The sequence below is a fragment of the Geodermatophilus sp. SYSU D00698 genome (genome assembly GCF_054050335.1).
In genome coordinates this window covers 18,129-39,346 of the sequence record NZ_JBJGZD010000029.1, presented here as the reverse complement: position 1 = coordinate 39,346, position 21,218 = coordinate 18,129, and the positions used below count along the sequence as shown (strand labels likewise).

At 77.5% G+C, this 21,218-nt stretch carries 22 protein-coding genes; 3 read left to right on the top strand and 19 right to left on the bottom strand.

What is annotated here, in order from left to right:
- Positions 1 to 26: 26 nt before the first annotated feature.
- From ACI8AB_RS20420 to ACI8AB_RS20410, 3 genes are all read right to left on the bottom strand, one after another.
- Positions 27 to 785, bottom strand: a complete 759-nt coding sequence (locus ACI8AB_RS20420) for an SDR family NAD(P)-dependent oxidoreductase (protein ID WP_456951625.1) — start codon at positions 783 to 785, stop codon at positions 27 to 29.
- 79 nt (positions 786 to 864) lie between these two features.
- The gene (locus ACI8AB_RS20415) at positions 865 to 1,608 is read right to left on the bottom strand and encodes a DUF5995 family protein (RefSeq protein WP_456951624.1); all 744 of its coding nucleotides are present in this window, start codon (positions 1,606 to 1,608) and stop codon (positions 865 to 867) included.
- A 37-nt stretch (positions 1,609 to 1,645) separates the two neighbouring features.
- Complete coding sequence (locus tag ACI8AB_RS20410) at positions 1,646 to 2,221, bottom strand: TetR/AcrR family transcriptional regulator (protein WP_456951623.1); 576 nt, start codon at positions 2,219 to 2,221, stop codon at positions 1,646 to 1,648.
- A gap of 82 nt (positions 2,222 to 2,303) precedes the next feature.
- Here ACI8AB_RS20410 and ACI8AB_RS20405 point away from each other — a divergent pair, with 82 nt between their 5' ends.
- Positions 2,304 to 3,182 carry an SDR family NAD(P)-dependent oxidoreductase gene (locus ACI8AB_RS20405; protein WP_456951622.1) on the top strand — a complete coding sequence of 293 codons (879 nt, stop codon included), beginning with the start codon at positions 2,304 to 2,306 and terminating at the stop codon, positions 3,180 to 3,182.
- Here the strand turns inward: ACI8AB_RS20405 and ACI8AB_RS20400 are convergent.
- Complete coding sequence (locus tag ACI8AB_RS20400; RefSeq protein ID WP_456951621.1) at positions 3,164 to 5,110, bottom strand: PucR family transcriptional regulator; 1,947 nt, start codon at positions 5,108 to 5,110, stop codon at positions 3,164 to 3,166. The two genes, ACI8AB_RS20405 and ACI8AB_RS20400, sit on opposite strands and share 19 nt — an antisense overlap.
- A gap of 259 nt (positions 5,111 to 5,369) precedes the next feature.
- On the opposite strand from ACI8AB_RS20400, the gene ACI8AB_RS20395 reads away from it, so the two are divergent.
- On the top strand, positions 5,370 to 6,359 hold the full coding sequence (locus tag ACI8AB_RS20395) for a DUF2877 domain-containing protein (protein ID WP_387986923.1): 990 nt from the start codon (positions 5,370 to 5,372) through the stop codon (positions 6,357 to 6,359).
- Between the two features lie 132 nt (positions 6,360 to 6,491).
- Here the strand turns inward: ACI8AB_RS20395 and hisG are convergent, their stop codons facing one another.
- The 7 genes from hisG to rpe form a co-directional block, all read right to left on the bottom strand.
- Entirely contained in the window at positions 6,492 to 7,358 is an 867-nt protein-coding gene (gene hisG / locus ACI8AB_RS20390; protein WP_456951620.1) for an ATP phosphoribosyltransferase, read from the bottom strand.
- 31 nt (positions 7,359 to 7,389) lie between these two features.
- Positions 7,390 to 7,653, bottom strand: coding sequence for a phosphoribosyl-ATP diphosphatase (locus ACI8AB_RS20385; protein WP_387986919.1), 264 nt, complete (start codon positions 7,651 to 7,653; stop codon positions 7,390 to 7,392).
- Positions 7,650 to 8,177 (bottom strand): 6,7-dimethyl-8-ribityllumazine synthase, encoded by a 528-nt coding sequence (ribH, locus tag ACI8AB_RS20380; protein ID WP_456951619.1) that lies wholly within the window; start codon positions 8,175 to 8,177, stop codon positions 7,650 to 7,652. Before ribH ends, ACI8AB_RS20385 begins: the two co-directional genes overlap by 4 nt.
- Positions 8,178 to 8,253: 76 nt before the next feature.
- Positions 8,254 to 9,576 (bottom strand): bifunctional 3,4-dihydroxy-2-butanone-4-phosphate synthase/GTP cyclohydrolase II, encoded by a 1,323-nt coding sequence (locus ACI8AB_RS20375; protein WP_456951618.1) that lies wholly within the window; start codon positions 9,574 to 9,576, stop codon positions 8,254 to 8,256.
- Complete coding sequence (locus ACI8AB_RS20370; RefSeq protein WP_456951617.1) at positions 9,573 to 10,208, bottom strand: riboflavin synthase; 636 nt, start codon at positions 10,206 to 10,208, stop codon at positions 9,573 to 9,575. The genes ACI8AB_RS20375 and ACI8AB_RS20370 overlap by 4 nt, the downstream gene beginning before the upstream one ends.
- A 1-nt stretch (position 10,209) precedes the next feature.
- The gene (gene ribD, locus ACI8AB_RS20365) at positions 10,210 to 11,271 is read right to left on the bottom strand and encodes a bifunctional diaminohydroxyphosphoribosylaminopyrimidine deaminase/5-amino-6-(5-phosphoribosylamino)uracil reductase RibD (RefSeq protein ID WP_456951616.1); all 1,062 of its coding nucleotides are present in this window, start codon (positions 11,269 to 11,271) and stop codon (positions 10,210 to 10,212) included.
- Complete coding sequence (rpe, locus tag ACI8AB_RS20360; RefSeq protein WP_456951615.1) at positions 11,268 to 11,942, bottom strand: ribulose-phosphate 3-epimerase; 675 nt, start codon at positions 11,940 to 11,942, stop codon at positions 11,268 to 11,270. The genes ribD and rpe overlap by 4 nt, the downstream gene beginning before the upstream one ends.
- A 68-nt stretch (positions 11,943 to 12,010) precedes the next feature.
- On the opposite strand from rpe, the gene ACI8AB_RS20355 reads away from it, so the two are divergent.
- Complete coding sequence (locus ACI8AB_RS20355; protein WP_456951614.1) at positions 12,011 to 12,631, top strand: GPP34 family phosphoprotein; 621 nt, start codon at positions 12,011 to 12,013, stop codon at positions 12,629 to 12,631.
- A 7-nt stretch (positions 12,632 to 12,638) separates the two neighbouring features.
- Here ACI8AB_RS20355 and ACI8AB_RS20350 read toward each other — a convergent pair whose 3' ends face one another.
- The 8 genes from ACI8AB_RS20350 to rpoZ all read right to left on the bottom strand — a co-directional run bounded on the left by ACI8AB_RS20350 (position 12,639) and on the right by rpoZ (position 21,198).
- On the bottom strand, positions 12,639 to 13,145 hold the full coding sequence (locus tag ACI8AB_RS20350; protein WP_456951613.1) for a hypothetical protein: 507 nt from the start codon (positions 13,143 to 13,145) through the stop codon (positions 12,639 to 12,641).
- A gap of 49 nt (positions 13,146 to 13,194) precedes the next feature.
- The gene (locus ACI8AB_RS20345) at positions 13,195 to 14,598 is read right to left on the bottom strand and encodes an RsmB/NOP family class I SAM-dependent RNA methyltransferase (protein ID WP_456951612.1); all 1,404 of its coding nucleotides are present in this window, start codon (positions 14,596 to 14,598) and stop codon (positions 13,195 to 13,197) included.
- Positions 14,599 to 14,671: 73 nt separating this feature from the next.
- The gene (gene fmt / locus ACI8AB_RS20340; RefSeq protein WP_456951611.1) at positions 14,672 to 15,649 is read right to left on the bottom strand and encodes a methionyl-tRNA formyltransferase; all 978 of its coding nucleotides are present in this window, start codon (positions 15,647 to 15,649) and stop codon (positions 14,672 to 14,674) included.
- On the bottom strand, positions 15,598 to 16,131 hold the full coding sequence (def, locus tag ACI8AB_RS20335) for a peptide deformylase (protein ID WP_456951610.1): 534 nt from the start codon (positions 16,129 to 16,131) through the stop codon (positions 15,598 to 15,600). Before def ends, fmt begins: the two co-directional genes overlap by 52 nt.
- Before the next feature lie 34 nt (positions 16,132 to 16,165).
- A complete protein-coding gene (locus tag ACI8AB_RS20330; protein WP_456951609.1) occupies positions 16,166 to 18,112 on the bottom strand; it encodes a primosomal protein N' in 1,947 nt (648 codons plus the stop codon).
- A 229-nt stretch (positions 18,113 to 18,341) separates the two neighbouring features.
- Entirely contained in the window at positions 18,342 to 19,535 is a 1,194-nt protein-coding gene (gene metK, locus ACI8AB_RS20325; RefSeq protein ID WP_456951608.1) for a methionine adenosyltransferase, read from the bottom strand.
- Between the two features lie 94 nt (positions 19,536 to 19,629).
- Positions 19,630 to 20,856: a bifunctional phosphopantothenoylcysteine decarboxylase/phosphopantothenate--cysteine ligase CoaBC gene (coaBC, locus tag ACI8AB_RS20320; protein WP_456951607.1), complete on the bottom strand. Its 1,227-nt coding sequence runs from the start codon at positions 20,854 to 20,856 to the stop codon at positions 19,630 to 19,632.
- 78 nt (positions 20,857 to 20,934) lie between these two features.
- Positions 20,935 to 21,198, bottom strand: a complete 264-nt coding sequence (gene rpoZ, locus ACI8AB_RS20315) for a DNA-directed RNA polymerase subunit omega (RefSeq protein ID WP_089305624.1) — start codon at positions 21,196 to 21,198, stop codon at positions 20,935 to 20,937.
- Between the last annotated feature and the right edge of the window lie 20 nt (positions 21,199 to 21,218).

Here is a 21,218-nt window from a genome sequence, read left to right as displayed (position 1 = left end):
GGCACGTGCGGACGGCCTCCCGCGCCTCAGCGCTCCTGGGCGGTGGGGCGGACGAGGACCTCGTTGACCGCCACGTGCGGCGGCTGGCTGACGACGTAGGTGATCGCCCGCGCGACGTCCCCGGCCTGCAGCGGCGTCATCTCGGTGTACATCCGCACCGAGGCGGCCTTGGCGTCGGGCTGCGTGATGTGGTCGGTGAGCTCGGTGGCCACCGCGCCCGGCTCGACCAGCGAGATCCGCACGCCCCGGGTGGTCACCTCCTGGCGCAGCGACTCGCTGAAGGCGTTCACCGCCCACTTGCTGGCGTTGTAGACGCCGGCGCCCTTGCGGGCGGTGCGGCCGGCGACGCTCGAGACGTTCACGACGTCGCCGGAGCCCTGCTCGACCATGCCGTCGATCGCCGCGTGCGTCATGTACATCAGGCCGAGCACGTTGGTGGACAGCATCCGCCGCCAGTCCTCGACGTCGGCGCCGACGATCGTGCCGAGCAGCATCACGCCGGCGTTGTTGACCAGGACGTCGAGCCCGCCGAGCTCCTCCCGGGTCCGGGCGACGGCGGCCCGGCAGGACGCCTCGTCGGTCACGTCCAGGTCGAGCGTCAGCACGCGGGCGCCGTCGTCGCGCAGCTTCCCCGCCAGCGCGTCGAGCCGGTCGGCCCGGCGGGCGCCGATCGCCACGGCGGCGCCGGCCTCCGCGAGCGCGACCGCGGTCGCCTCCCCGATCCCCGACGACGCCCCGGTGACCAGGGCGACCCTCCCGGACAGTGGTCGGGCGGCGTCGGTCATGCGGTCCTCCTCCCGGGCCGCCCGGTGCGGCACCCCGGCCAGCCTGCGCCCGCCCGGCCCATCCGGCAGCGCGGGCGGCTCAGTCCTCCGGCAGGACGACGCCGAAGCCGCGCACGGCCAGCCGCAGCAGCACCGGCCCGCCGCGCTGCAGGTCGGTCACCCGCGCGGCCGCCGCGGCCTCGAGCTGGGCCACCCGGCGGGCCAGCGCCTCGGGCCCCTGCAGCCGCGCCCGGTGCAGGACGGTCGTGTTGCCCCACACCCGGCGCCGCGACTCGCGCAGCAGCACCCGGGCCGCGGTCCGGTTGAGCCCGCCCATGACCCGGTCGACCGGCGTGCGGCGGCTGCCCGCGGCCTGCAGGGCGAGGTCCTCGGCGGCCACCCGGCCGGCCAGCACCTCGTCGATGCGCTCGTGGTCGCGGCGGCGGGAGTCCAGCAGCGGCGGGTCGGCGAAGTCGGCCGGGCCGATCACCCGCACCAGCGACTGCGGCAGGTCGAAGTTGATGTGCGCGTTCATGCCGAGCAGCACGTGCGCCTCCGGCCGGGCGGCCGGGTCGGTGCCGAACGCGGCCCGCCACGGCGCCGGCGGGGTGGCCGGGTCGCGGCGGTGCGCCTCCAGGGCGTCGAGGTACAGCCCGGCGAAGTCGACGTCCCACGCGGTCACCCAGTCCGGGTCCTCGAACCGGCCGGCGTCGATCGCCGCGTTCACCGCCTCGGTGGTGCGCAGGTAGGTGCCGAGGAAGTGGCGGGCCGGGTCGCCGGCGGCGACCAGGTCGTCGAGCAGGTCCTGCATGCGGGCGACGAGCTCGTCCACCGGTGCGGTCACGCCCGCGATCGTCCCCGCGCCGTCCGCCCGGCGCAGGTCAGGCCTCCAGGAGGCCGGGCAGCCGGTCCAGGGCCGCCGTCAGCAGGTCCGGCAGGTCCCCGGCCTCGCCGGCCAGCCAGCCGGCCCGGGCGACCTCGAAGCAGGCGACGACGAGCTTGGCCAGCAGCAGCGCGTCCCCGGCCGGGACGCCGCGGGCGGCCAGTCCGTCGGCGAGCGCGGCCTCCCAGCGGCGCAGCTCGGCCGCCGCCCGCGACCGCAGCGCCGGCACGCCGGCCACCACCTGCTCGCGGGTGAGCAGCAGGTCGCGCAGCGGGGCGACCCGACCGGCGATCACGACGGCGGCCGTGCGCAGCGCCGCCCACGGGGACAGGTCGGGCGGGGCGTCCGCCACGGCCGTCGCGGCGGCGGCGAGCAGGTCGTCCTCGAGGCCGAAGAGCAGGTCCTCCTTGTCGGCGAACAGCCGGAACAGCGTGCTGCGCGAGACGTCGGCCGCCGCCGCCACCTGCCCGGTGCTCGTGGCGGCGTAGCCCTGCGCGGCGAACAGGGCGACCGCGCGGCGGGTCACCTCGGCGCGCAGCCGCCGGCGCCGTCGCTGCGCGGCCGTCTCGGTCACCGCCACCTCCTGTTGACACGGCGTCCCATCCTGGCACAGAGTCCCACATCGGGACGCCGTCCCGCGAGGCCCGGGAGGCACGATGGGCGACATCCGCACGGCACTGGTCACCGGGGCGACGTCGGGGCTCGGGCGGGCCGCCGCCGGGCACCTGGCGGCCACCGGGCAGTGGCGCCTGCTGCTCGGCGCCCGCGACGCCGCCCGCGGCGCGGCGGTGGCCGCCGAGCTGGGACCCCTGGCCGAGGTGGTCGACCTCGACCTGGCCTCCCTCGGTGCCGTCCGGGCGGCCGCGGCCCGCGTCGCCGCCGGCGAGCCGCTGGACGCGCTGGTGCTCAACGCCGGCGTCCAGCTGCCGGTCGCCGACGAGGCGAGCGCCGACGGCCACGAGCTGACCTTCGCGGTCAACCACCTCGCGCACTTCCTGCTCACCGTGGAGCTGCTGCCGCACCTGGCGCCGGGCGCGCGGGTGGTCGTGGTCGGCAGCGGCACCCACTGGGGCACCTGGCGGAAGTCCGGGCCGTTCCCGGCGCCGCGCTGGGCCGACCCGCGCGAGCTGGCCCGCCCGCGCCGGGAGTCCGGGCAGCGCGCCTACGCGACGTCGAAGCTCGCCAACGTCCTCTTCGGCGCCGAACTGGCCCGCCGGCACCCGGAGGTCGACGTCGCCGTCTTCGACCCCGGCCTGGTGCCGGGCACCGGGCTGCACCACCGATACCCCGCCCCGGCCCGCGTGGTCTACACCGGCCTCGCGCCCCTGCTGGCCCGGCTGCCGTTCGCCTCCGGCGTCGACGAGGCGGCCGCCCGGCTCGCCGCCGCGGTCACCGGCCCGCCGGGCACCAGCGGGCGCTACCTCGAACGCGGCGTCGAGGCGCCGTCGTCGCCGGACAGCCGAGACCCCGGCCGCGCACGGGAGCTGTGGGAGGCCAGCCTGGAGCTGACCCGGCCTCAGACCAGCGCGTCGTAGCCGTCGTCGGGGGGCAGCAGCCCCGAGTCGACCGGCGGGCGGTGCGGCTGGTCCAACCCGCGCATGCGCGCGGCGTGCAGCGCCAGCAGCAGGTTCAGCCGCAGCGTGGGATCGGTGGTGAAGGGCCCGAGCAGCCGCTCGAGCTTGCCGATCCGGTAGCGCATCGTGTTGTAGTGGAAGTGCAGCCGGCGGGCGGACTCCGCGACGTTGAGGTTGGTCTCCAGCAGCACCCGCAGGGTCTCGCGCAGGTCGGCCGAGTCCGGGTCGGCGGCGTCGGCCAGCGAGCCGAGCACCTCGTCGACGTAGGAGCGCAGCTCCGTGCTGTCCGGGATGAGCGACAGCAACCGGAACACCCCGAGCTGGTCGAAGTGGGTGACCGCGGCCGCGCCGTGGATCTCCTGCCCCACGCCGAGCGCCCGCTGCGCCTGCTGGTGCGCCTCGCCCAGCGCCGAGATCGACTCCGCGGGGCGGCCGATGCCGGTGCCGAGCACCCGGCCGACCCGGCGCACCCGCGCGTTGACCCGCGAGGTCACCGCGGTGACCAGCGAGGTGATCTCCTCCGGCGTCCGGCCGTCCAGCGGCAGCACCGTGACGATCTCGGTGGACAGCCCCGCCACGGCGGCGCCGCTCACCTCGGTCTCCAGCGCCGCCCGCCAGCCGTCGGCCAGTCGGTCCAGGACGTCGAGGGCCCGGGTGGGGTCGGCCGCGGGGTCGGCGGCGGTCTCGGTGGCGGTGACCAGGACGACGACGGGACCGTCGAGCCGCCAGCCGAAGGAGCGGGTCTGGGCCAGCGCCCGCTCGGTGTGCCGCAGCGAGCCGCCGACCAGCCGGCGGACCAGGTCGCCCTGGAAGCGCAGCTCCACCGAGTGCACCGCCTGCTGGCGGATCACCGACAGCGCCGAGACGACGGCGGCCCGCTCCAGCACGCCGCCGGCGCCGACCACCATCTGGCCGCTGCGGTGCACCGCGACCAGCCAGCCGTGCCGCTGGTCGCCGGCCATGATCGGCGCGACCGCGTACTCCCCCACCCCGCCGGGCAGCTCGTGGTGGCCGGGGACGAGCAGGATGCCGTCGGCCGGGGACAGATCGGCGTCGGCGAGCACGTCGGCGGGCGTGACGACGGTCTGGTCGGCGCGCACCCCCGACAGCCGGTGGGCCGGCGCCATCATGGCCAGCTCGTCCTCGGCCTCGGCGTCGAGCAGCCACAGCCAGTCGCTGATCTCGGCGACGTCGGCGGGCGGGCCGGCGCTGGTGACGATCTCCCGGTCGGGGCCGAGCCCGAGGACGGCGGCGCCCTCGAGGTAGGTGGCCAGCTGCTCGGTGACCTCCGCCAGGCCGCCGCCGCTCAGCGCGACGTCGATGAACTGGTCGTGCATGCGGGCGGAGACGGCCAGCGCCTCGCCCTGCCGGCGCACGACCGCGCCGAGCACCTCGGAGACGGCCTCGTCCATGCGGACGGTGGCCGGCAGCGCCACCACGGGGAACCCGTGCCGCTCGGCCTCGGCGAGCACCTCGGCCGGCACCGCGGGCGGCCCCTCGGTGCGGCGGAAGGCCAGCGCGGCGGCGCCGACCTGCAGCAGCCGGTCCACCAGGGCGCGGCCGGCGGCGGCGTCGGCCGGGGGCAGCCGGGCGCCCAGGACGACGAGGACGTCGGGACCGGCGGTGGCCAGCGGGGCCGACGGGTCGTCGACGACCATGTGCCGGACGACGCGGCCGGTCCCGGAGCGCCCGGCGACCACCTCGGCGCCCACCAGGCGGGGCAGGCGCAGCGCCTCGTCCAGGCGCAGGCCGACGCGGTCGCGCCACCCGGCGCGCTCGTCGCGGGCCGGCAGGGCGCGGGACGGGGAGGGGTTCTGCCACCCGTGGGGCAGCTGCAGCGGCGCAGTCGGGTACATCGCCGAGGTCATCGGCATCTCACTGTGAGTCACGACTCGCCCTCCTCCTCACCCGTCGTCCTTCTCGAGTTGCGGGAAAATGGCAGGTGTGCCTGGACGGGCACCCCCATTCTTGGCCACATTCGCCATAAGAGGACGTGCGACGCGCCGCATAGCTTCGAGCCAGTCGGCCCGTCCGCTGGATGGTAGGCGCTCCCCCCAGGTGGTGCGTCTCACCCTCCGACGGCCGGTCCGAGGGGCGGGAGTCGAGCGGAGGGTCGCTCCCGCTGTCCGACGGGGAAGGGCTGCACACATGCGCACCATCGACCACTCGACCACCGGTTCTCCGACCGCACCGGGGCGCGCCGCCCGTGCCGGCGTCCCGACGATCCCCCTGCCCCGCTCGTCGGCGCAGGAGACGCTGCGGACGGCGTCGCCGGCACGCGCCGCCTCGGCGGTCCCGGCCTCGGCCAGCACCGGCGTGGCCGACCTGCTGCGCGGTCCCGTCCGCCCCGCGCGGGTGCTCATGAGCATGCCCGCCGCGGTGTACCTCCAGGTGCCCACCGAGCGCGGCACCGACGTCGTCGGTGTGCTCACCAGCGACGCCGCCCGCCTGCCCCTGGGCTGCGTCCTCTTCCGGCCCAGCAACGGCCGTCCCCTCGTCGCGCTGCCGAGCGGTGCGCCCGCGGAGGTCGGCGGCGGCCGGATCGTCGTCGGCGACCTGGTCGTGCGCGCCGCGGCGTGGTGGGACCCGCGGCCGCGGCTGCCCAGCCCGCGTCCCGCGCTGCTGCCCGAGGGGGTGCGCCAGCTGCGCACCACCCTCTACGGCGAGGGCGTCCCGCACAGCGCGTTCACGCTGCCCGGCCTGCCCGCCGGCCCCGGCGGTCCGCTGGCCGCGCTGCGGGGCGCGGTGCGCCGGGCCGACCTCGACGCCGCGTTGCGCACCGCCGCCCGGCTGATCGGCCTGGGCCCCGGCCTCACCCCGGCCGGCGACGACGTCATGGCCGGCACGATGGCCGGCCTGGTGCTGCTGCGGCACCCGGCCGCCGAGCGGTTCGCCGCCGGTGTCTACTCGCTGGCCGCCGGCCGCACCACCGAGCTGTCCCGGGCGCTGCTGCGGCACGCCGCGGCGGGACGGGTCAGCGGCGAGTACGCCGCGGTGCTGCAGGGCCTGGTCGGCGAGCGCCCGCTCGGCCCGGCCATCGAGGGCCTGCTGGCCACCGGCTCCACCAGCGGCCGCGCCATGGCGCTGGGCCTGTGCACCGCGATCGACCTGGTCGACCGCACCACCCGCGCCCGCTGACCGCACGACGACCCGACGGCGGCCCCCTCCCCACCCGGGGAGGGGGCCGCTGTGGCGAGGTGCTGGGACGGCCACCCTCCAGGGTCCGTCCGCCTGCGCTCGCGCGGCGTGGGCGGAAGGGCGGTCCCCCGTCTAGAGACGGCAGGCGTGGATGCTCGTGACCAGGATGGCGCGGGCGCCGAGCTCCCAGAGCTCGTCCATCACCCGGTTGGTGTCGGACTGGCGCACCATCGCGCGCACCGCCGACCAGCCCTCGGTCTGCAGTGGGCTGACCGTCGGGCCCTCCAGGCCGGGGGTGAGCTCGGTGGCCCGGGCCAGCAGCTCGTTCGGGCAGTCGTAGTCGAGCAGCACGTACTGCCGGGCCACGAGGACCCCGCGCAGCCGCCGCCGCAGCTGGGCGACGGCGGGGATCTCCTCCGAACCCTCCCGGCGCACGAGCACCGCCTCGCTGGTGAGCACCGGCTCGCCGATGATCCGCAGGCCCGCGGCGCGCAGCGTCGTCCCGGTCTCGACGACGTCGCACACCGCGTCGGCCACCCCGAGGCGGCAGGCGGTCTCCACCGCGCCGTCGAGCTTGACCACGCCGGCCTTGATCCCCGACTCGTCCAGGTACCGCTGCAGCAGCACGGGGTAGGCGGTGGCGATCCGCCGTCCGGCCAGCTTCTCGACCGAGTCGATGCCCGACTCGACGGGGCTGGCGAACCGGAACGACGAGCGGCCGAAGCCCAGCGGCATGACCTCGACGGCGGTCGGGCCCCCGCCGTCGGCCGGCGCGGTCTCCAGCAGCATGTCGCGGCCGGTGATGCCGACGTCGAGGGTGCCGGCGGCCACGTAGACGGCGATGTCGCGCGGGCGCAGGTAGAAGAACTCGGTGTCGCTCTCGGGGTCGTAGACCGCGAGGTCCTTGGTGCTGCGCCGCTGGCGGTAGCCGCTCTCGGCGAGCATCGCGGCCGCGGGCTCGCTCAGGACGCCCTTGTTGGGCACGGCGATGCGCAGCACTGTGTGTCTCCTGTGGGTCGGCGGCGGTGGTTCAGAGGTGGGTGTAGACGTCGTCGAGGGTCAGCCCGCGGGCGAGCATGAGGACCTGCACGCGGTAGAGGAGCTGGCTGATCTCCTCCGCCGTCCGCTCGGGCCCCTCGTGCTCGGCGGCCATCCAGGACTCCGCCGCCTCCTCGACCACCTTCTTGCCGGCGGCGTGCACGCCGTCGCGGACGGCGGTCACCGTGCCCGAGGCGGGGTCGCCCGCGGCGACCTTGGCCGACAGCTCGGCGAACAGCTCGTCGAAGCGCTTCACGCCGGCCCCTGCCCGACGGCCGGGGTGGCCTGGAAGCCGGTGGAGTGCCACGGCCCGCGCAGGTCGCGGAGGGTGAGCGCGGTGGCCAGCGCGGCGACGGCGGCCTCCCAGCCCTTGTCCTCGGCGGAGCCGGGCAGGCCGGCGCGGTCGCGGGCCTGCTCCTCGGTGTCGCAGGTGAGCACGCCGTTGCCGACGGGCCTGCCGGCGTCCAGCGCCACCCGGGTGAGGCCCGCGGTGACCGCGTCGCAGACGTACTCGAAGTGCGGGGTGCCGCCGCGGATGACCACGCCGAGCGCGACGACGGCGTCGTGCCGCTCGGCCAGCGCCTGGGCGACCACCGGCAGCTCCACCGCGCCCGGCGCCCGGACGACGGTCGGCCGGTCGATGCCGCTGGCGCGGGCGGCCTCGACGGCGCGGGCGAGCAGCGCGTCGGTGATCTCGGCGTGCCAGGTGGTCGCGACGATGCCCAGCGTCAGCCCGGCGGCGTCGACCGCGCCGGCCTCGGGGCGTCCCTGCCCGCTCACGCCGCCTCCTCGCCGACGGTCGCCGGCCGCGTGCGCGGACCCGCTGCTGTGCCCCTCGGTGGACTCGCCGGCTCGTTCACAGCCGCTGCTCCCTCTGGCCCAGGGGGACGTCGGTGCCCGGGACGGTGGCGTGCTCACCGGTGGGGACGTCGGCGGGGCCGGACTCGGTCTCGGGCTCGATGATGTCGAGCAGGTGGCCCATCCGGTCGCGCTTGGTGCGCAGGTAGGACAGGTTCTCGGCGGTGACGTGGCTGGGCAGCGGCACCCGGCCGGTGACCTTGAGGCCGTAGCCCTCCAGGCCCGCGCGCTTGGCCGGGTTGTTGGTCAGCAGCCGCATGGTGTGCACGCCGAGGTCGACGAGGATCTGCGCGCCGGTGCCGTAGTCGCGGGCGTCGGCGGGCAGGCCCAGGTCGAGGTTGGCGTCGACGGTGTCCACGCCGGCGTCCTGCAGCTGGTAGGCCTGCAGCTTGTGCAGCAGGCCGATCCCCCGGCCCTCGTGCCCGCGGATGTAGAGCACGATCCCGCGACCCTCGTGCGCGACGGCGGCCAGCGCGGCCTGCAGCTGGGGGCCGCAGTCGCAGCGCAGCGAGCCGAAGACGTCGCCGGTGAGGCACTCGGAGTGCACGCGCACCAGCACGTCCTCGCCGTCGCCGATGTCGCCGTAGACGAAGGCGACGTGCTCGCGCTCGTCGTAGGAGCTGCGGTAGCCCACCGCGGTGAAGGTGCCCGGCGCCAGCGGCACGGTGGCCTCGGCGACCCGCTCGACCAGCTTGTCGAACCGCTTGCGGTAGGCGATGAGGTCGGCGATGGAGATCAGGCACAAGTCGTGCTCGTCGGCGAAGACCCGCAGCTCCTCGGCGCGGGCCATGCCGGTCGGGTCCTTCTCGCTGACCAGCTCGCACAGCGTGCCCGAGGGGCGCAGGCCGGCGAGGACGGCGAGGTCGACGGCGGCCTCGGTGTGCCCGGGCCGGCGCAGCACGCCGCCGTCCTTGGCGCGCAGCGGCACGATGTGGCCGGGGCGGGCGAGGTCGGCCGAGGAGGTGTCCGCGGCGGCGAGCAGCCGGATGGTGTGCGCGCGGTCGGCGGCGGAGATGCCGGTGGTCACGCCCTCCCGGGCGTCGACGGTCACGGTGTAGGCGGTGCCGCGGCGGTCCTGGTTGACCCGGAACATCGGCGGCAGGTCCAGCCGGTCGGCGTCGGCCTCGGTGACCGACACGCAGATGTAGCCCGAGGTGTACCGGACCATGAAGGCCACCAGCTCGGGCGTGGCGAGCTCGGAGGCGAAGATCAGGTCGCCCTCGTTCTCGCGGTCCTCGTCGTCGATGACGACGACGGGGCGGCCGTCCTTGACCGCCGCGATGGCGCTCTCGACGGTGTCCAGGCGGACGGTGCCGCTCATCGGCGCGCTCCCAGCAGGCGTTCCACGTACTTGGCGATCACGTCGACCTCCAGGTTGACCGGGTCCCCGGGGGCGCGTCCGCCCAGCGTGGTCTCCCGGAGGGTGGCGGGGATGAGGCTCACCTCGAACCAGGGCTCGGGGTCGTCGGCGGCGCTCAGCGCGCTGACCGTGAGCGAGACGCCGTCCACGGTGATCGAGCCCTTCTCGACGACGTAGCGCGCCAGCTGCGGCGGCAGCGCGACGCGGACGACGTCCCAGCGCTCGCCCGGCGTGCGGGACACGACGGTGCCGACGCCGTCGACGTGGCCCTGCACGACGTGCCCGCCCAGGCGGCCCCCGGCGGCGACGGCGCGCTCGAGGTTGACCGGGTCGCCGTCGCCGAGGGTGCCGAGGCTGCTGCGGCGCAGCGTCTCGGCCATGACGTCGGTGGACCACACCTGGTCGCCGTCCGGGCCGGGCTCGACGCCGGTGACGGTGAGGCAGACGCCGTTGACCGCGATCGAGTCGCCGAGGCGCACGTCCTCGAGCACGCGGCGCGCGCGGATGCGCAGCACCGCAGCGTCGCCCGTCGGGCCTCCCAGGTCCTCGCGTGCGGCGAGGGAGCCGACCTCCTCGACGATGCCCGTGAACACGTCAGCCCCTTCCGTCCGCGTCCGGTCGCTCTCCAGTGTGCCGGGTCGGCCGCAGGCGGATCTGCACGTCCCCGCCCAGCAGGGTGACGTCCCGGACCTCGAGGGACAGCGCCGCGCCGATCGTGCTGATTCCCAGGTCCCCCACCAGCGGGGGACCGGCGCCGAGCAGCTTCGGGGCGAGGTGGACGACGGCCTCGTCGACCAGCCCGGCGCGGAGGAAGGCCGCGGCCAGGGTCGGGCCGCCCTCGAGCAGCACCCGGCGGACGTCGCGGTCGAACAGCTCCGCGAGCAGCTCCGCCGGGCCGGCCGCCCGGCTGACGTGGGTGGGCGCGGCGCCGTCGAGCACCCGCGCGGTGGCCGGCAGCCGCCCGCGGCGGTCGTGCACGACGCGCAGCGGCTGGCGGGCGGCGTCCCGGCCGCCGGCGTCGCGGACGGTGAGCTGCGGGTCGTCGGCCAGGGCGGTGCCCGACCCGACGACGACGGCGTCGCAGGTGGCGCGCAGCGCGTGCACGGCGGCGCGGGCCGTGGGCCCGGTGATCCAGCGGCTGGTGCCGTCGGCGGCGGCGACCCGCCCGTCCAGGGTGGCGCCCACCTTCCAGACGACGAACGGCCGGCCCGCGCGGACGCCGGTGAGCCACGCGGCCAGCGCGCCCTCCTCGGCGGCCTGCCGCTCGACGCCCACCTCGACGTCGACGCCGGCCGCGCGCAGCCGCCCGGCGCCGCCGCCGGCCAGGCCGGTGGGCTCGGGCACGGCGACGACGACCCGCGCGACGCCGGCGGCGAGCAGCGCGTCGGCGCAGGGGCCGGTGCGGCCGGTGTGTGCGCACGGCTCGAGGGTGACGACGGCGGTGCCGCCGCGGGCGCGCTCGCCGGCCCGCCGCAGCGCGTGCACCTCGGCGTGCGGCCCGCCGGGCGGGGAGGTGGCGCCCTCCCCCACGACCGCGCCGCCGGCGTCGAGGACGACCGCGCCGACCGGCGGGTTGGGGCTGGTGGTCCCGAGGACGCTCTCGCCGAGCGCCCGTGCCCTCGCCATGGCGGCCTGCTCGGCCGGGGTGACCGTCACCCGGCGGCCGCCGCCGTGGCCCGGGCGCGCAGGGCGGCGATGGCGCGGGCCGGGTCGTCGGCGCCGTAGACGGCCGAGCCCGCGACGAAGACGTCGGCGCCGGCCTCGGCGGCCCGCTCGATGGTGTCGGCGTTGATGCCGCCGTCGACCTCCACCAGGACCTGCAGGTGACCGGTGTCGACCAGCTCGCGGGCGCGGCGGACCTTGGGCAGCACCTCGGCCATGAACGCCTGGCCGCCGAAGCCGGGCTCGACGGTCATCACCAGCAGGGTGTCGAAGTCGCGCAGGACGTCCTCGTAGTCCTCCAGCGGCGTGCCGGGCTTGATCGCCAGGCCGGCCAGGGCGCCGGCGGCGCGGACGTCGCGCGCGACGCCGCGGGGGTCGCCGGTGCAGGCCTCGGCGTGCACGGTGACGTTGCGGGCGCCGAGCTCGGCGTACCCGGGCGCCCACCGCTCGGGCGCCTCGATCATCAGGTGGCAGTCGAGCGGGATCGGGCTCACCGCCTGGATCGCCTCGACCACCGGCCGCCCCAGGGTGAGGTTGGGGACGAAGTGGGCGTCCATGACGTCGACGTGCAGCCAGTCGGCGTCGGCGACGCGGGCCACCTCCTCGGTCAGCCGCGCGAAGTCCGCCGAGAGCAGGCTGGGGGCGATCATCGGGGTCCGGGCCACGTCGTCCGAGTCTAGGCAGCCGGTGATCACCCCCTCGCGGCGCCGCCGTACCCGCTACCGTGCCGCCCGTGTCAGACACCGGGGTGGCCGCGCGGGTCGCCGCGCTGTGCCTGGACCCGCGCGGGCGCCCGGGTGACTGGTCGGTCTGCGGTCCGGCCGTCCGCGCGGGCCTGCTGCTCGACCTCGGGCTGGACGGCCGGGTGACCCAGACGGCCGACAGCGTCGTCGTGGACCGGTCGCCGACCGGGTCCGCCGCCGCCGACCGGCTGCTCGCCGCGATCGCCACCGGGCCGGAGCGGTCCCTCGACAGCTGGGTCGAGGACGGACCGGTCGGCCTGCGCGACGTCGCCGACGCGGAGGTCGCCGCCGGCCGCTGGCACCGGCGGCGGCTGCGGTGGCGCCGGGACCGGTTCGTGCCCGACCGCGAGCGGCTCGACGTCGACCGCACCCGGGACCCCGGTCTGCTCGACGACGGGTGGAGCGCAGCGGACGCCGCCGTCGTCGCCGTCGCCCAGGCCGCCGGGCTCCGCGGCGGGGGCCCGGTGCCGCCCGCGCCGGAGCTGGTCACCGCCACCGGTGCCGCCGCGTGGCTGTGCGGGGCGGTCACCGAACACCTGCACGCCACCGCCCGCCGCTACCGCGCGCAGGCCACCGCGCTGCGCGCGGGCGACGCGCCCGGCCCGGCCTGACCGGCGCTCAGTCCCGGTCGGGCAGCGCGGTCCAGTCGGCCCAGGACAGGTCGCGGCCGACGTGGCGCGGCGCGCGCAGCGGCCACTCCGCGGCCAGCCAGCGCGGGACGAAGGCGTCCAGCGCCGCCTCGACCTCGGTGCCGGCCAGGCGGTCGACCACCCACCAGGACACCTCGGCGTCGGCGTCACCGGCCTTCTCCGGCGGGTCGACGTAGACGCAGCCGAGCAGCTCGGTCTCGTCCTCGTCGAGCAGCGCGTAGTTGAAGCTCTCGTGCGCCTCGATCTCCCGCTCGTGGCGGGCGAGGTCCTCCCGGTCCTGCTCCTCGGTCATCGTCGCGGGCGGCCAGCCCCACGCCTCGCCGTAGATCCCCCACAGCCGCTCGCGGGAGCCCATGACGGCGGGGAAGTCGATGGCGGTGTCGGCCGCGCGGATGGGGCGCAGGTGGTGGCCGGTGGGCAGGTCGGCGCGGAGGGGGTGGACGAAGTCGTCGGGGAGCCAGGAGTCCGAGGGCACGGCGGGGCAGGCTAGGCGACGGACGCCGGCCGTGGGGCCCCGCCGCGCCTCAGCCGGTGCGGCGCAGCAGGGCCAGGAACATGGCGTCGGTGCCGTGCCGGTGCGGCCACAGCTGCCCGTACGCGCCGCGCTCGATCCCGGGGACCTGGGGGAACAGCGGCGCCACCGGCAGCACCTCGACGTCGTCCCGCGCGGCCGCGGCGTCCGCGACCGCGACGGTCTCCGCCGCGTGCGGCGAGCAGGTCACGTAGGCGACGACGCCGCCGGGGCGCACCGAGGCCAGCGCGCGGTCCAGGAGCGCCGTCTGCAGGTCCACCAGCGGGCCGACGTCGTCCGGCGTCCGCCGCCAGCGCACCTCCGGCCGCCGGCGCAGCGCGCCCAGCCCGGTGCACGGCGCGTCGAGCAGCACCCGGTCGAACGAGCCCGGCGCCCACGGCGGCTCGCGGCCGTCGGCGACGATCACCTCCACGTCGTCCTGCCCCGCCAGCGCCCCGCGCACCAGCTCGGCGCGGTGCGGCGCGCGGTCGGCGGCGGTCAGGTGCACCCCCGCCGGGCGGACGGCGGCCAGCAGCCCCGCCTTGCCGCCGGGCCCCGCGCAGACGTCCAGCCAGCGCCCGTCCGGGCCCTCCAGCGGCGCGCGGGCGAGCAGCAGCGCGGCGAGCTGGCTGCCCTCGTCCTGCACCGCGGCCCGGCCCGCCCGCACCGAGGGCAGCCGGCCCGGGTCTCCCCCGCCCAGCCGCACCGCGTACGGCGACCACGGCCCCGGCGTCCCGCCGGACTCCTCGGCCAGTTCGTCGCGGGGCACGTGCCGGGCGACCAGGTGCACCTCGGGCGCGGCGTCGTCGGCGAGCAGCGCGTCCTCGAGCTCGGCGTCCCCGGCCGCACCACCGCCCAGCGCCTCGCGCCAGGCCGACACGATCCACCCGGGGTGGTCGGTGGCCAGCGCCAGCCGCCGGTCGCCGTCGGCGCCGAGCCGCTCGAGCCAGGCGGCGCGGTCACCGCCGGCGGCCACCTTCCGCAGCACGGCGTTGACCAGCCCGGAGGCCCCGGCGCCGACGATCGCGCGGGTGAGGTCGACGGTGGTCGCGACGGCGGCGTGCGCCGGCACCCGCAGGTCGAGCAGCTGGTAGGCGCCGAGGCGCAGCAGGTCCAGGACGCGCCGGTCGAGGTCGGCCAGCGGGCGGTCGACCAGCCGGGCGAGCACCGCGTCGAGCGTGCCCTGCGCACGCAGCGCCCCGTAGGCCAGCTGGGTGGCGAAGGCGGCGTCGCGCGGCTCGAGGGAACGCTCGCGGAGCAGCTGCGGCAGCAGCAGGTTGGCGTAGGCCTCCCGCGCCGAGACGCCGTCGAGGACGTCGTAGGCGGTCAGCCGGGCACCGTCGAGCGCCGGACGGCGCGGCGGGCGGTCGCGGCGCCCGCCACGCGGGCCGGCCGGGCGCCGGGGCGGGCGGCTCACGACTCCTCCTCGCCGGCGCTCGTCGTCGCCACGGGCCAGGCTGCTCCGCCCCTGCGTGACCTCGCGGGCCCGGTCACGAGCCCAGCCGCTCGCCGGGTGCCGGACGGGCGCCGCGGGCCCAGTCGGCCGCGGGCAGCACCCGCTTGCCCGCCGGCTGCACCTCGCCCAGCCGCACCGAGCCGCGGCCGGTGCCGACGACGACGCCGCCCGGCCCGGCCGACACCTCCCCGGGCGCCAGCGCCGGGGCGCTCGGCAGCGGCTCGACCGGGCCCAGGCGCAGCCGGTCGCCGCGCCAGGTGGTCCACGCGCCCGGCACCGGGGTCAGCCCGCGCACCCGCCGGTCGACGACGTGCGCGGGCAGCTCCCAGTCGACCCGGGCGTCGGCGGTCTCGAGCCGCGGCGCGAGGCTGACCCCCTCGGCCGGCTGGGGCCGCGGGACCAGCGTGCCGGCGGCGATGCCGTCGAGGGTGGCCACCAGCAGCCGGGCGCCGCTGACCGCCAGCCGGCCGAGCAGGTCGCCGGCGGTGTCGCGCGGGCCGATCGGCTCGGTGACCACGCCGAAGACCGGGCCGGTGTCCAGGCCCTGCTCGAGCCGGAAGGTGCACGCGCCGGTGACCTCGTCGCCGGCCATGACCGCGTGCTGCACGGGCGCGGCGCCGCGCCAGGCCGGCAGCAGCGAGAAGTGCAGGTTCACCCAGCCGTGCGCGGGCAGCTCCAGCGCCGCGGGCGGGACCAGCGCGCCGTAGGCGACCACCGGCGCGCAGTCGACGGCGAGGCCCGCGAGCTGCCCGAGGAACTCCGGCTCGCGCGGCGAGCGCGGCTGCAGCACCGGCAGCCCGGCGGCGTCGGCGCGCTCGGCCACCGGGGAGCGGCTGACCTTCCGGCCGCGGCCGGAGCGGGCGTCGGGCCGGGTGAGCACGGCGACCACCTCGTGGTCGGAGGCCAGCAGCGCGTCCAGCGAGGGGACGGCGGCCTCGGGCGTCCCGGCGAACAGGAGCCTCAGTGGGGGCTCACCTCCACGCGCGGCACCCAGGCGCCCATGCCGGCCCACTCGGCCTCGGCCAGCGCGGCCCGTGCCGCGGCGGCGGCCTCGGGGTCGAGCCGGTCGACGAACACGACGCCGTCGAGGTGGTCGACCTCGTGCTGCACCGCGCGGGCCAGCAGGTCCGAGCCCTCCACCCGCACCGGGTCGCCGTGCTGGTCCCAGCCGGTGGCGACGACGTGCAGGTGGCGGCGGCAGTCGAAGCGGAAGCCCGGGATGGACAGGCAGCCCTCGGGCGCCTCCTCGGTCTCGTCGCCGACGAGGTCGACCGAGGGGTTGACCAGGTGGCCCACCTCGCCGTCGACGTACCAGGTGAAGACCCGCAGCCCGACGCCGATCTGCGGCGCGGCGAGCCCGGCGCCGCCGGCGGCGTGCATGGTGTCGGTCAGGTCCGCGACGAGCCGGCGCAGCTCCGCGTCGAAGTCGACGACGGGCGCCGCGGGCCGGTGCAGGACCGGGTCGCCCAGCAGCCGGATGGGGGTGATGCTCACCCGCCCAGCGTAGGTGGGGGCGGGCGGGAACCCGTCACACGAGGTCGAGCGGGTCGAGCTGGACGCGGACGTGCTCGGGCACCTTGCGGGCGCTGCGCACGCCCTGCACCTCGGCCAGGGCGGTCGCCAGCGCCAGGCCCTCGGTGCGCGGCACCCGCACGAGGTACCGCTCGCGCTCGCCGTCCTGCCCGGGCCGCGGGGGCTCGGGCACCGGGCCGAGCAGGTCGGCGCCGTCGGGCAGCCGCGCGGCGCCCAGGAACTCCGCCAGCGCCGCCGGCGACCCGGACAGCGCGGCCATCCGGGTGGCCGGCGGGAAGCCGAGCTCGCGGCGGTCGGCGAGCTCGCGCCCGGCCAGCCAGCCCGGGTCCCAGCGGACCAGCGCCTGGACGACGGGGTGCGCGGCGTCGGCGGCGACGACGACCGAGCCGTGCGCCCGCACGAGCGTGGCGGCGTTCATCCAGCGGCGCAGGGTCTCCTCCCCCGCCCGCAGGTCCGCCCGCCCGAGCAGCGCCCACGAGTCCAGCAGCAGCGCGGCGCCGTAGCCGCCCTCGGCGACCGGCTCGGCGCCCGGCGTGGCCACGACCAGCTGCGGCCCGGCGGGCACCGACGGCAGCACGCCGGACCCGCGTCCGGACACCCGCACCGGCGCGCCGGGGAACGCCCGGCCCAGCTCCTCGGCGGTGCGGTTGGCGCCGACGACGGAGGCGCGCAGCTTCGTCCCGTGGCAGTGCGGGCAGTCGAAGGTGGCCGCGGGGCGGGCGCACCAGCGGCAGGCGGGCACCCGCGAGCCGCCCGGCCCGGGCGTGGGCGCGATGCCCAGCGGCCCGGAGCAGACCGCGCAGCGGGCCGGCGCCCGGCAGCGGTCGCACGACAGCCCGGGCGCGTAGCCGGCGCGCGGCACCTGGACCAGCACCGGCGTGCCCTCGGCCAGCGCCGCGCGGGCCACCCGGTGGGCGAGGCTCGGCAGCCGGGCGGTGCGCGCGGCCGGGTCGCGGGCCAGCTCGTGGTCCTCGCCGAGGGCCTGCACCCGCGGGGCGACCGCGCGCAGCGTGGCGCGGTCGGCGACGAGCTCGTGCGCCCAGCCGCTCTCGACCAGCAGCGCCGCCTCGGCGGTGCGCGCGGTGGCCGCGACGACGGCGGCGCACGAGGACAGGTGGGCGCGGTGCACCAGCACGTCGCGGGCGTGCGCGTACGGGGCGCGGGGCTCGGCGTGCAGGTCGTCGCCGTCGTCCCAGACCGCGACCAGACCCAGGTCGGCGACCGGCGCGAACGCCGCCGCGCGGGTGCCGAGGACGACCTTGGCGCTGCCGCGGGCGGCGTCGAGGAAGCGGCGGTAGCGGGCGTCGGGGGCGGCGTCGGCGCGGAGCACGACGAACGACCCCTCCGGCAGCCGGGTGCCGGCCGCGGCCTCCAGCCGGTCCAGGTCGCGGCCGTCGGGGACGACCACCAGCGCCCCCCGGCCGCCGGACAGCGCCGCCTGGCACAGCTCGGCCAGCCGGGCCGGCCAGTCCTCCCCCGGCAGCGCCGTCCACACCGCGCGGGCGGGCCGGCCCTCGGCGACGGCGGCGAGCAGCGCCGGCCCGGTCGGGTAGCGGGCGAAGCCGGCCGGGTCCGGCGGTGCCGGCGGCGCCGGGGGCTCGGCCGGCGGGCGCTTCTCCGCGGCCGCCCGGCGCGGCGGGACGGCCAGCCGCAGGACGTCGGTCAGCGTGCCGCCCCAGCGCTGCGCGACCGAGCGGGCCAGCGCGGCCACCTCGGGGGTGAGCACCGGCTCGGAGGAGACCAGCTTGGCCAGCGGGGCGAGCGTGCGGCCGGAGTCGCTGACGTCGGTGAGCTCGAGGACGAAGCCGTCGACCAGCTGCCCGGCGAAGCGCACCCGCACCCGGCAGCCGGCCCGGACCTCGCCGGCCATCTCGTCCGGGACCGCGTAGTCGAAGGCCCGGTCGAGGTGGGCCAGCGGCACGTCGACGACGACCCGGGCCACCCGCGGGCTGCGGGCGGCCGGGCCGGCCGGCGCGTCCGTGGTCTCGGGACTGGCGGGTGCCGAGGTCAGCGCTGTTCTCCGTTCGGCGGGGTCGTGTCGCAGCAGTGTCCCCGCCGGGTCCGACATCCCGGCCCGCTGCAGGGGCCCGCCGCGAACCCGGTGACGCGCTGGGAGGCCACCCTCCGGGGCCCCCGCCTGCGCCTGCGAGGCGTGGGGGGGTGGGCCTCCGTCAGCCCACGGCGGAGCGGAGGGCCTCCACGCGGTCGGTGCGCTCCCAGGGCAGCTCGACGTCGGTGCGGCCGAAGTGGCCGTACGCGGCGGTCGGCCCGTAGATCGGCCGCAGCAGGTCCAGGTCGCGCACGATCGCGCCGGGGCGCAGGTCGAACACCGTGGTGACCGCCTTCTCCAGGACGTCGTCCGCGACGGTGCCGGTGCCGTGGGTGTCGACGAACAGGCCGACCGGGTGCGCGGCGCCGATGGCGTAGGCCACCTGCACCTCGCAGCGGCGGGCCAGGCCGGCGGCGACGACGTTCTTGGCCACCCAGCGCATCGCGTAGGCGCCGGAGCGGTCGACCTTCGAGGGGTCCTTGCCGGAGAACGCGCCGCCGCCGTGGCGGGCCATGCCGCCGTAGGTGTCGACGATGATCTTGCGGCCGGTCAGCCCGGCGTCGCCCATCGGGCCGCCGATGACGAACTTGCCGGTCGGGTTCACCAGCAGCCGGTAGCCGTCGGTGGGCAGGCCGAGGGCCTGCAGCTCCGGCTCGACGACGAGCTCCTGCACGTCGGGGGTGAGCAGCTGCTCGATGGAGATGTCCTCGGCGTGCTGCGAGGAGACGACGACGGTGTCGACGCCGACCGGCCGGTCGTCCTCGTAGACGACGGTGACCTGGGTCTTGCCGTCGGGGCGCAGGTAGGGCACCGAGCCGTCCTTGCGGACCGCGGACAGCCGGCGCGAGAGCCGGTGGGCCAGCGCGATCGGCAGCGGCATGAGCTCGGGGGTCTCGTCGGTGGCGTAGCCGAACATCAGGCCCTGGTCGCCGGCGCCCTGGCGCTCGATCTCGTCGTCGGTGGTGCCGGTGGTGCGCGCCTCGTAGGCGGTGTCCACGCCCTGCGCGATGTCCGGCGACTGCGCGCCGATGGAGACGCTGACGCCGCAGGAGGCGCCGTCGAAGCCCTTGCGGGAGGAGTCGTAGCCGATCCGCAGCACGGTGCGGCGGACGACGTCGGCGATGTCGACGTAGCCGGCGGTGGTGACCTCCCCGGCGATGTGGACCTGGCCGGTGGTGATGAGCGTCTCGACGGCGACGCGGCTGCGCGGGTCCTGCGCCAGCATCTCGTCGAGGATCGCGTCGCTGATCTGGTCGGCGATCTTGTCCGGGTGGCCCTCGGTCACCGACTCGGACGTGAAGAGGCGGCGTGGCACTCGGTTCTCCCTGGGTCGGTGACGAGATCGCGGCGCGGCCTGCCCGCGCCGTGGGAGCAACTTACCGGCGCGTCCAGCCCGTGGCAGCCGCCGGTCAGGCGAGACGGGGCAGGACGACCTGCCAGACCGCCGCGGCGACGGCGTCCTTGCTGCCGTGGGGCACCTCCGTGGCGGTGCCGTCGGCGGCGAGGACGACCGCGGCGTTGTCCGGGCGGCCGAACACCCCGCCGCCGGAGACGTCGTTGACGACGAGCAGGTCGCAGCCCTTGCGGGCGAGCTTGGCGCGGGCGTGGGCCAGCACGTCGGCGTCGGCGTCGCCGGTCTCGGCGGCGAAGCCGATCACGAGCTGCCCGGGGGCGCGCTTGGTGACCAGCTCGGCGAGCACGTCGGGGTTGCGCACCAGCGGGACGGCGTCGGGCTCGCTCGCGCTGTCCTTCTTGAGCTTGGTGGCCGCGACGGTGGCCGGCCGGAAGTCCGCGACCGCCGCCGCCATGACGACGACGTCGGCTGCCGCCTCCCCGCCGGACCCAGCCTCGGCGAGCATCGCGGCGCGCAGCTCCTCCGCCGTCCCGGCCGGGACCACGCGGACGCCGAACGGCGCGGGCAGGTCGACGTTGGCCGCGACGAGGGTGACGTCGGCGCCGCGGGCGGCGGCGACGCGGGCCAGCGCCCAGCCCTGCCTGCCCGACGAGCGGTTGCCCAGGTAGCGCACCGGGTCCAGCGGCTCGCGGGTGCCGCCGGCGCTGATCAGGACGCGGCGGCCGGTGAGGTCGGCCCGCACGACGCCGGCGCCCGCCGCGAGGACCACCTGCGCCAGCGCGGCGACGTCGGCGGGCTCGGGCAGCCGGCCGGGCCCGGAGTCGGGGCCGGTCAGCCGGCCGACGGCCGGCGGCAGCACGATCGAGCCGCGGCGGCGGAGCGTGGCGACGTTGTCCTGGGTGGCCGGGTGCAGCCACATCTCGGTGTGCATGGCCGGCACGAACACGACCGGGCAGTGCGCGGTGAGCAGGGTGGCGGTGAGCAGGTCGTCGGCGCGGCCCGTGGCGGCGCGGGCCAGCAGGTCGGCGGTGGCGGGGGCGACCACGACGAGGTCCGCCTCCTGGCCGATGCGGACGTGCGCCACCTCGGGCACGTCGGACCAGACGTCGGTGGTGACCGGGTGGCCGGACAGCGCCTCGAAGGTCGCCGCACCGACGAAGTGCAGCGCACCGGGGGTGGGGACGACGCGGACGTCGTGCCCGGCCTCGGTCAGCGCGCGCAGCAGCAGGGCGGCCTTGTAGGCGGCCACGCCCCCGGCGACGCCCAGCACGATCCGGCTCATGCGTTCCATCCTCCCGCAGACGCGACGACGCCCCCGGCCAGGCCGGGGGCGTCGTCACCACTTCTGGGGCCGGGCGGCCTAGTTGTCGCCGGCGGTGTGGGTCAGCAGGCCCTCGTTGATCTCGCGCAGCGCGATCGACAGGGGCTTCTCCTGGGGCGCGGTGTCGACCAGCGGGCCGACGTACTCGAGCAGGCCCTCGGAGAGCTGGCTGTAGTAGGCGTTGATCTGCCGCGCGCGCTTGGCGGCGAAGATCACCAGGCCGTACTTGCTGCTGGTGCGCTCGAGCAGCTCGTCGATCGGCGGGTTGGTGATGCCCTCGGGGGCGGGTGCGACTCCGGACACGGGCGGGCGTGCTCCTCGGT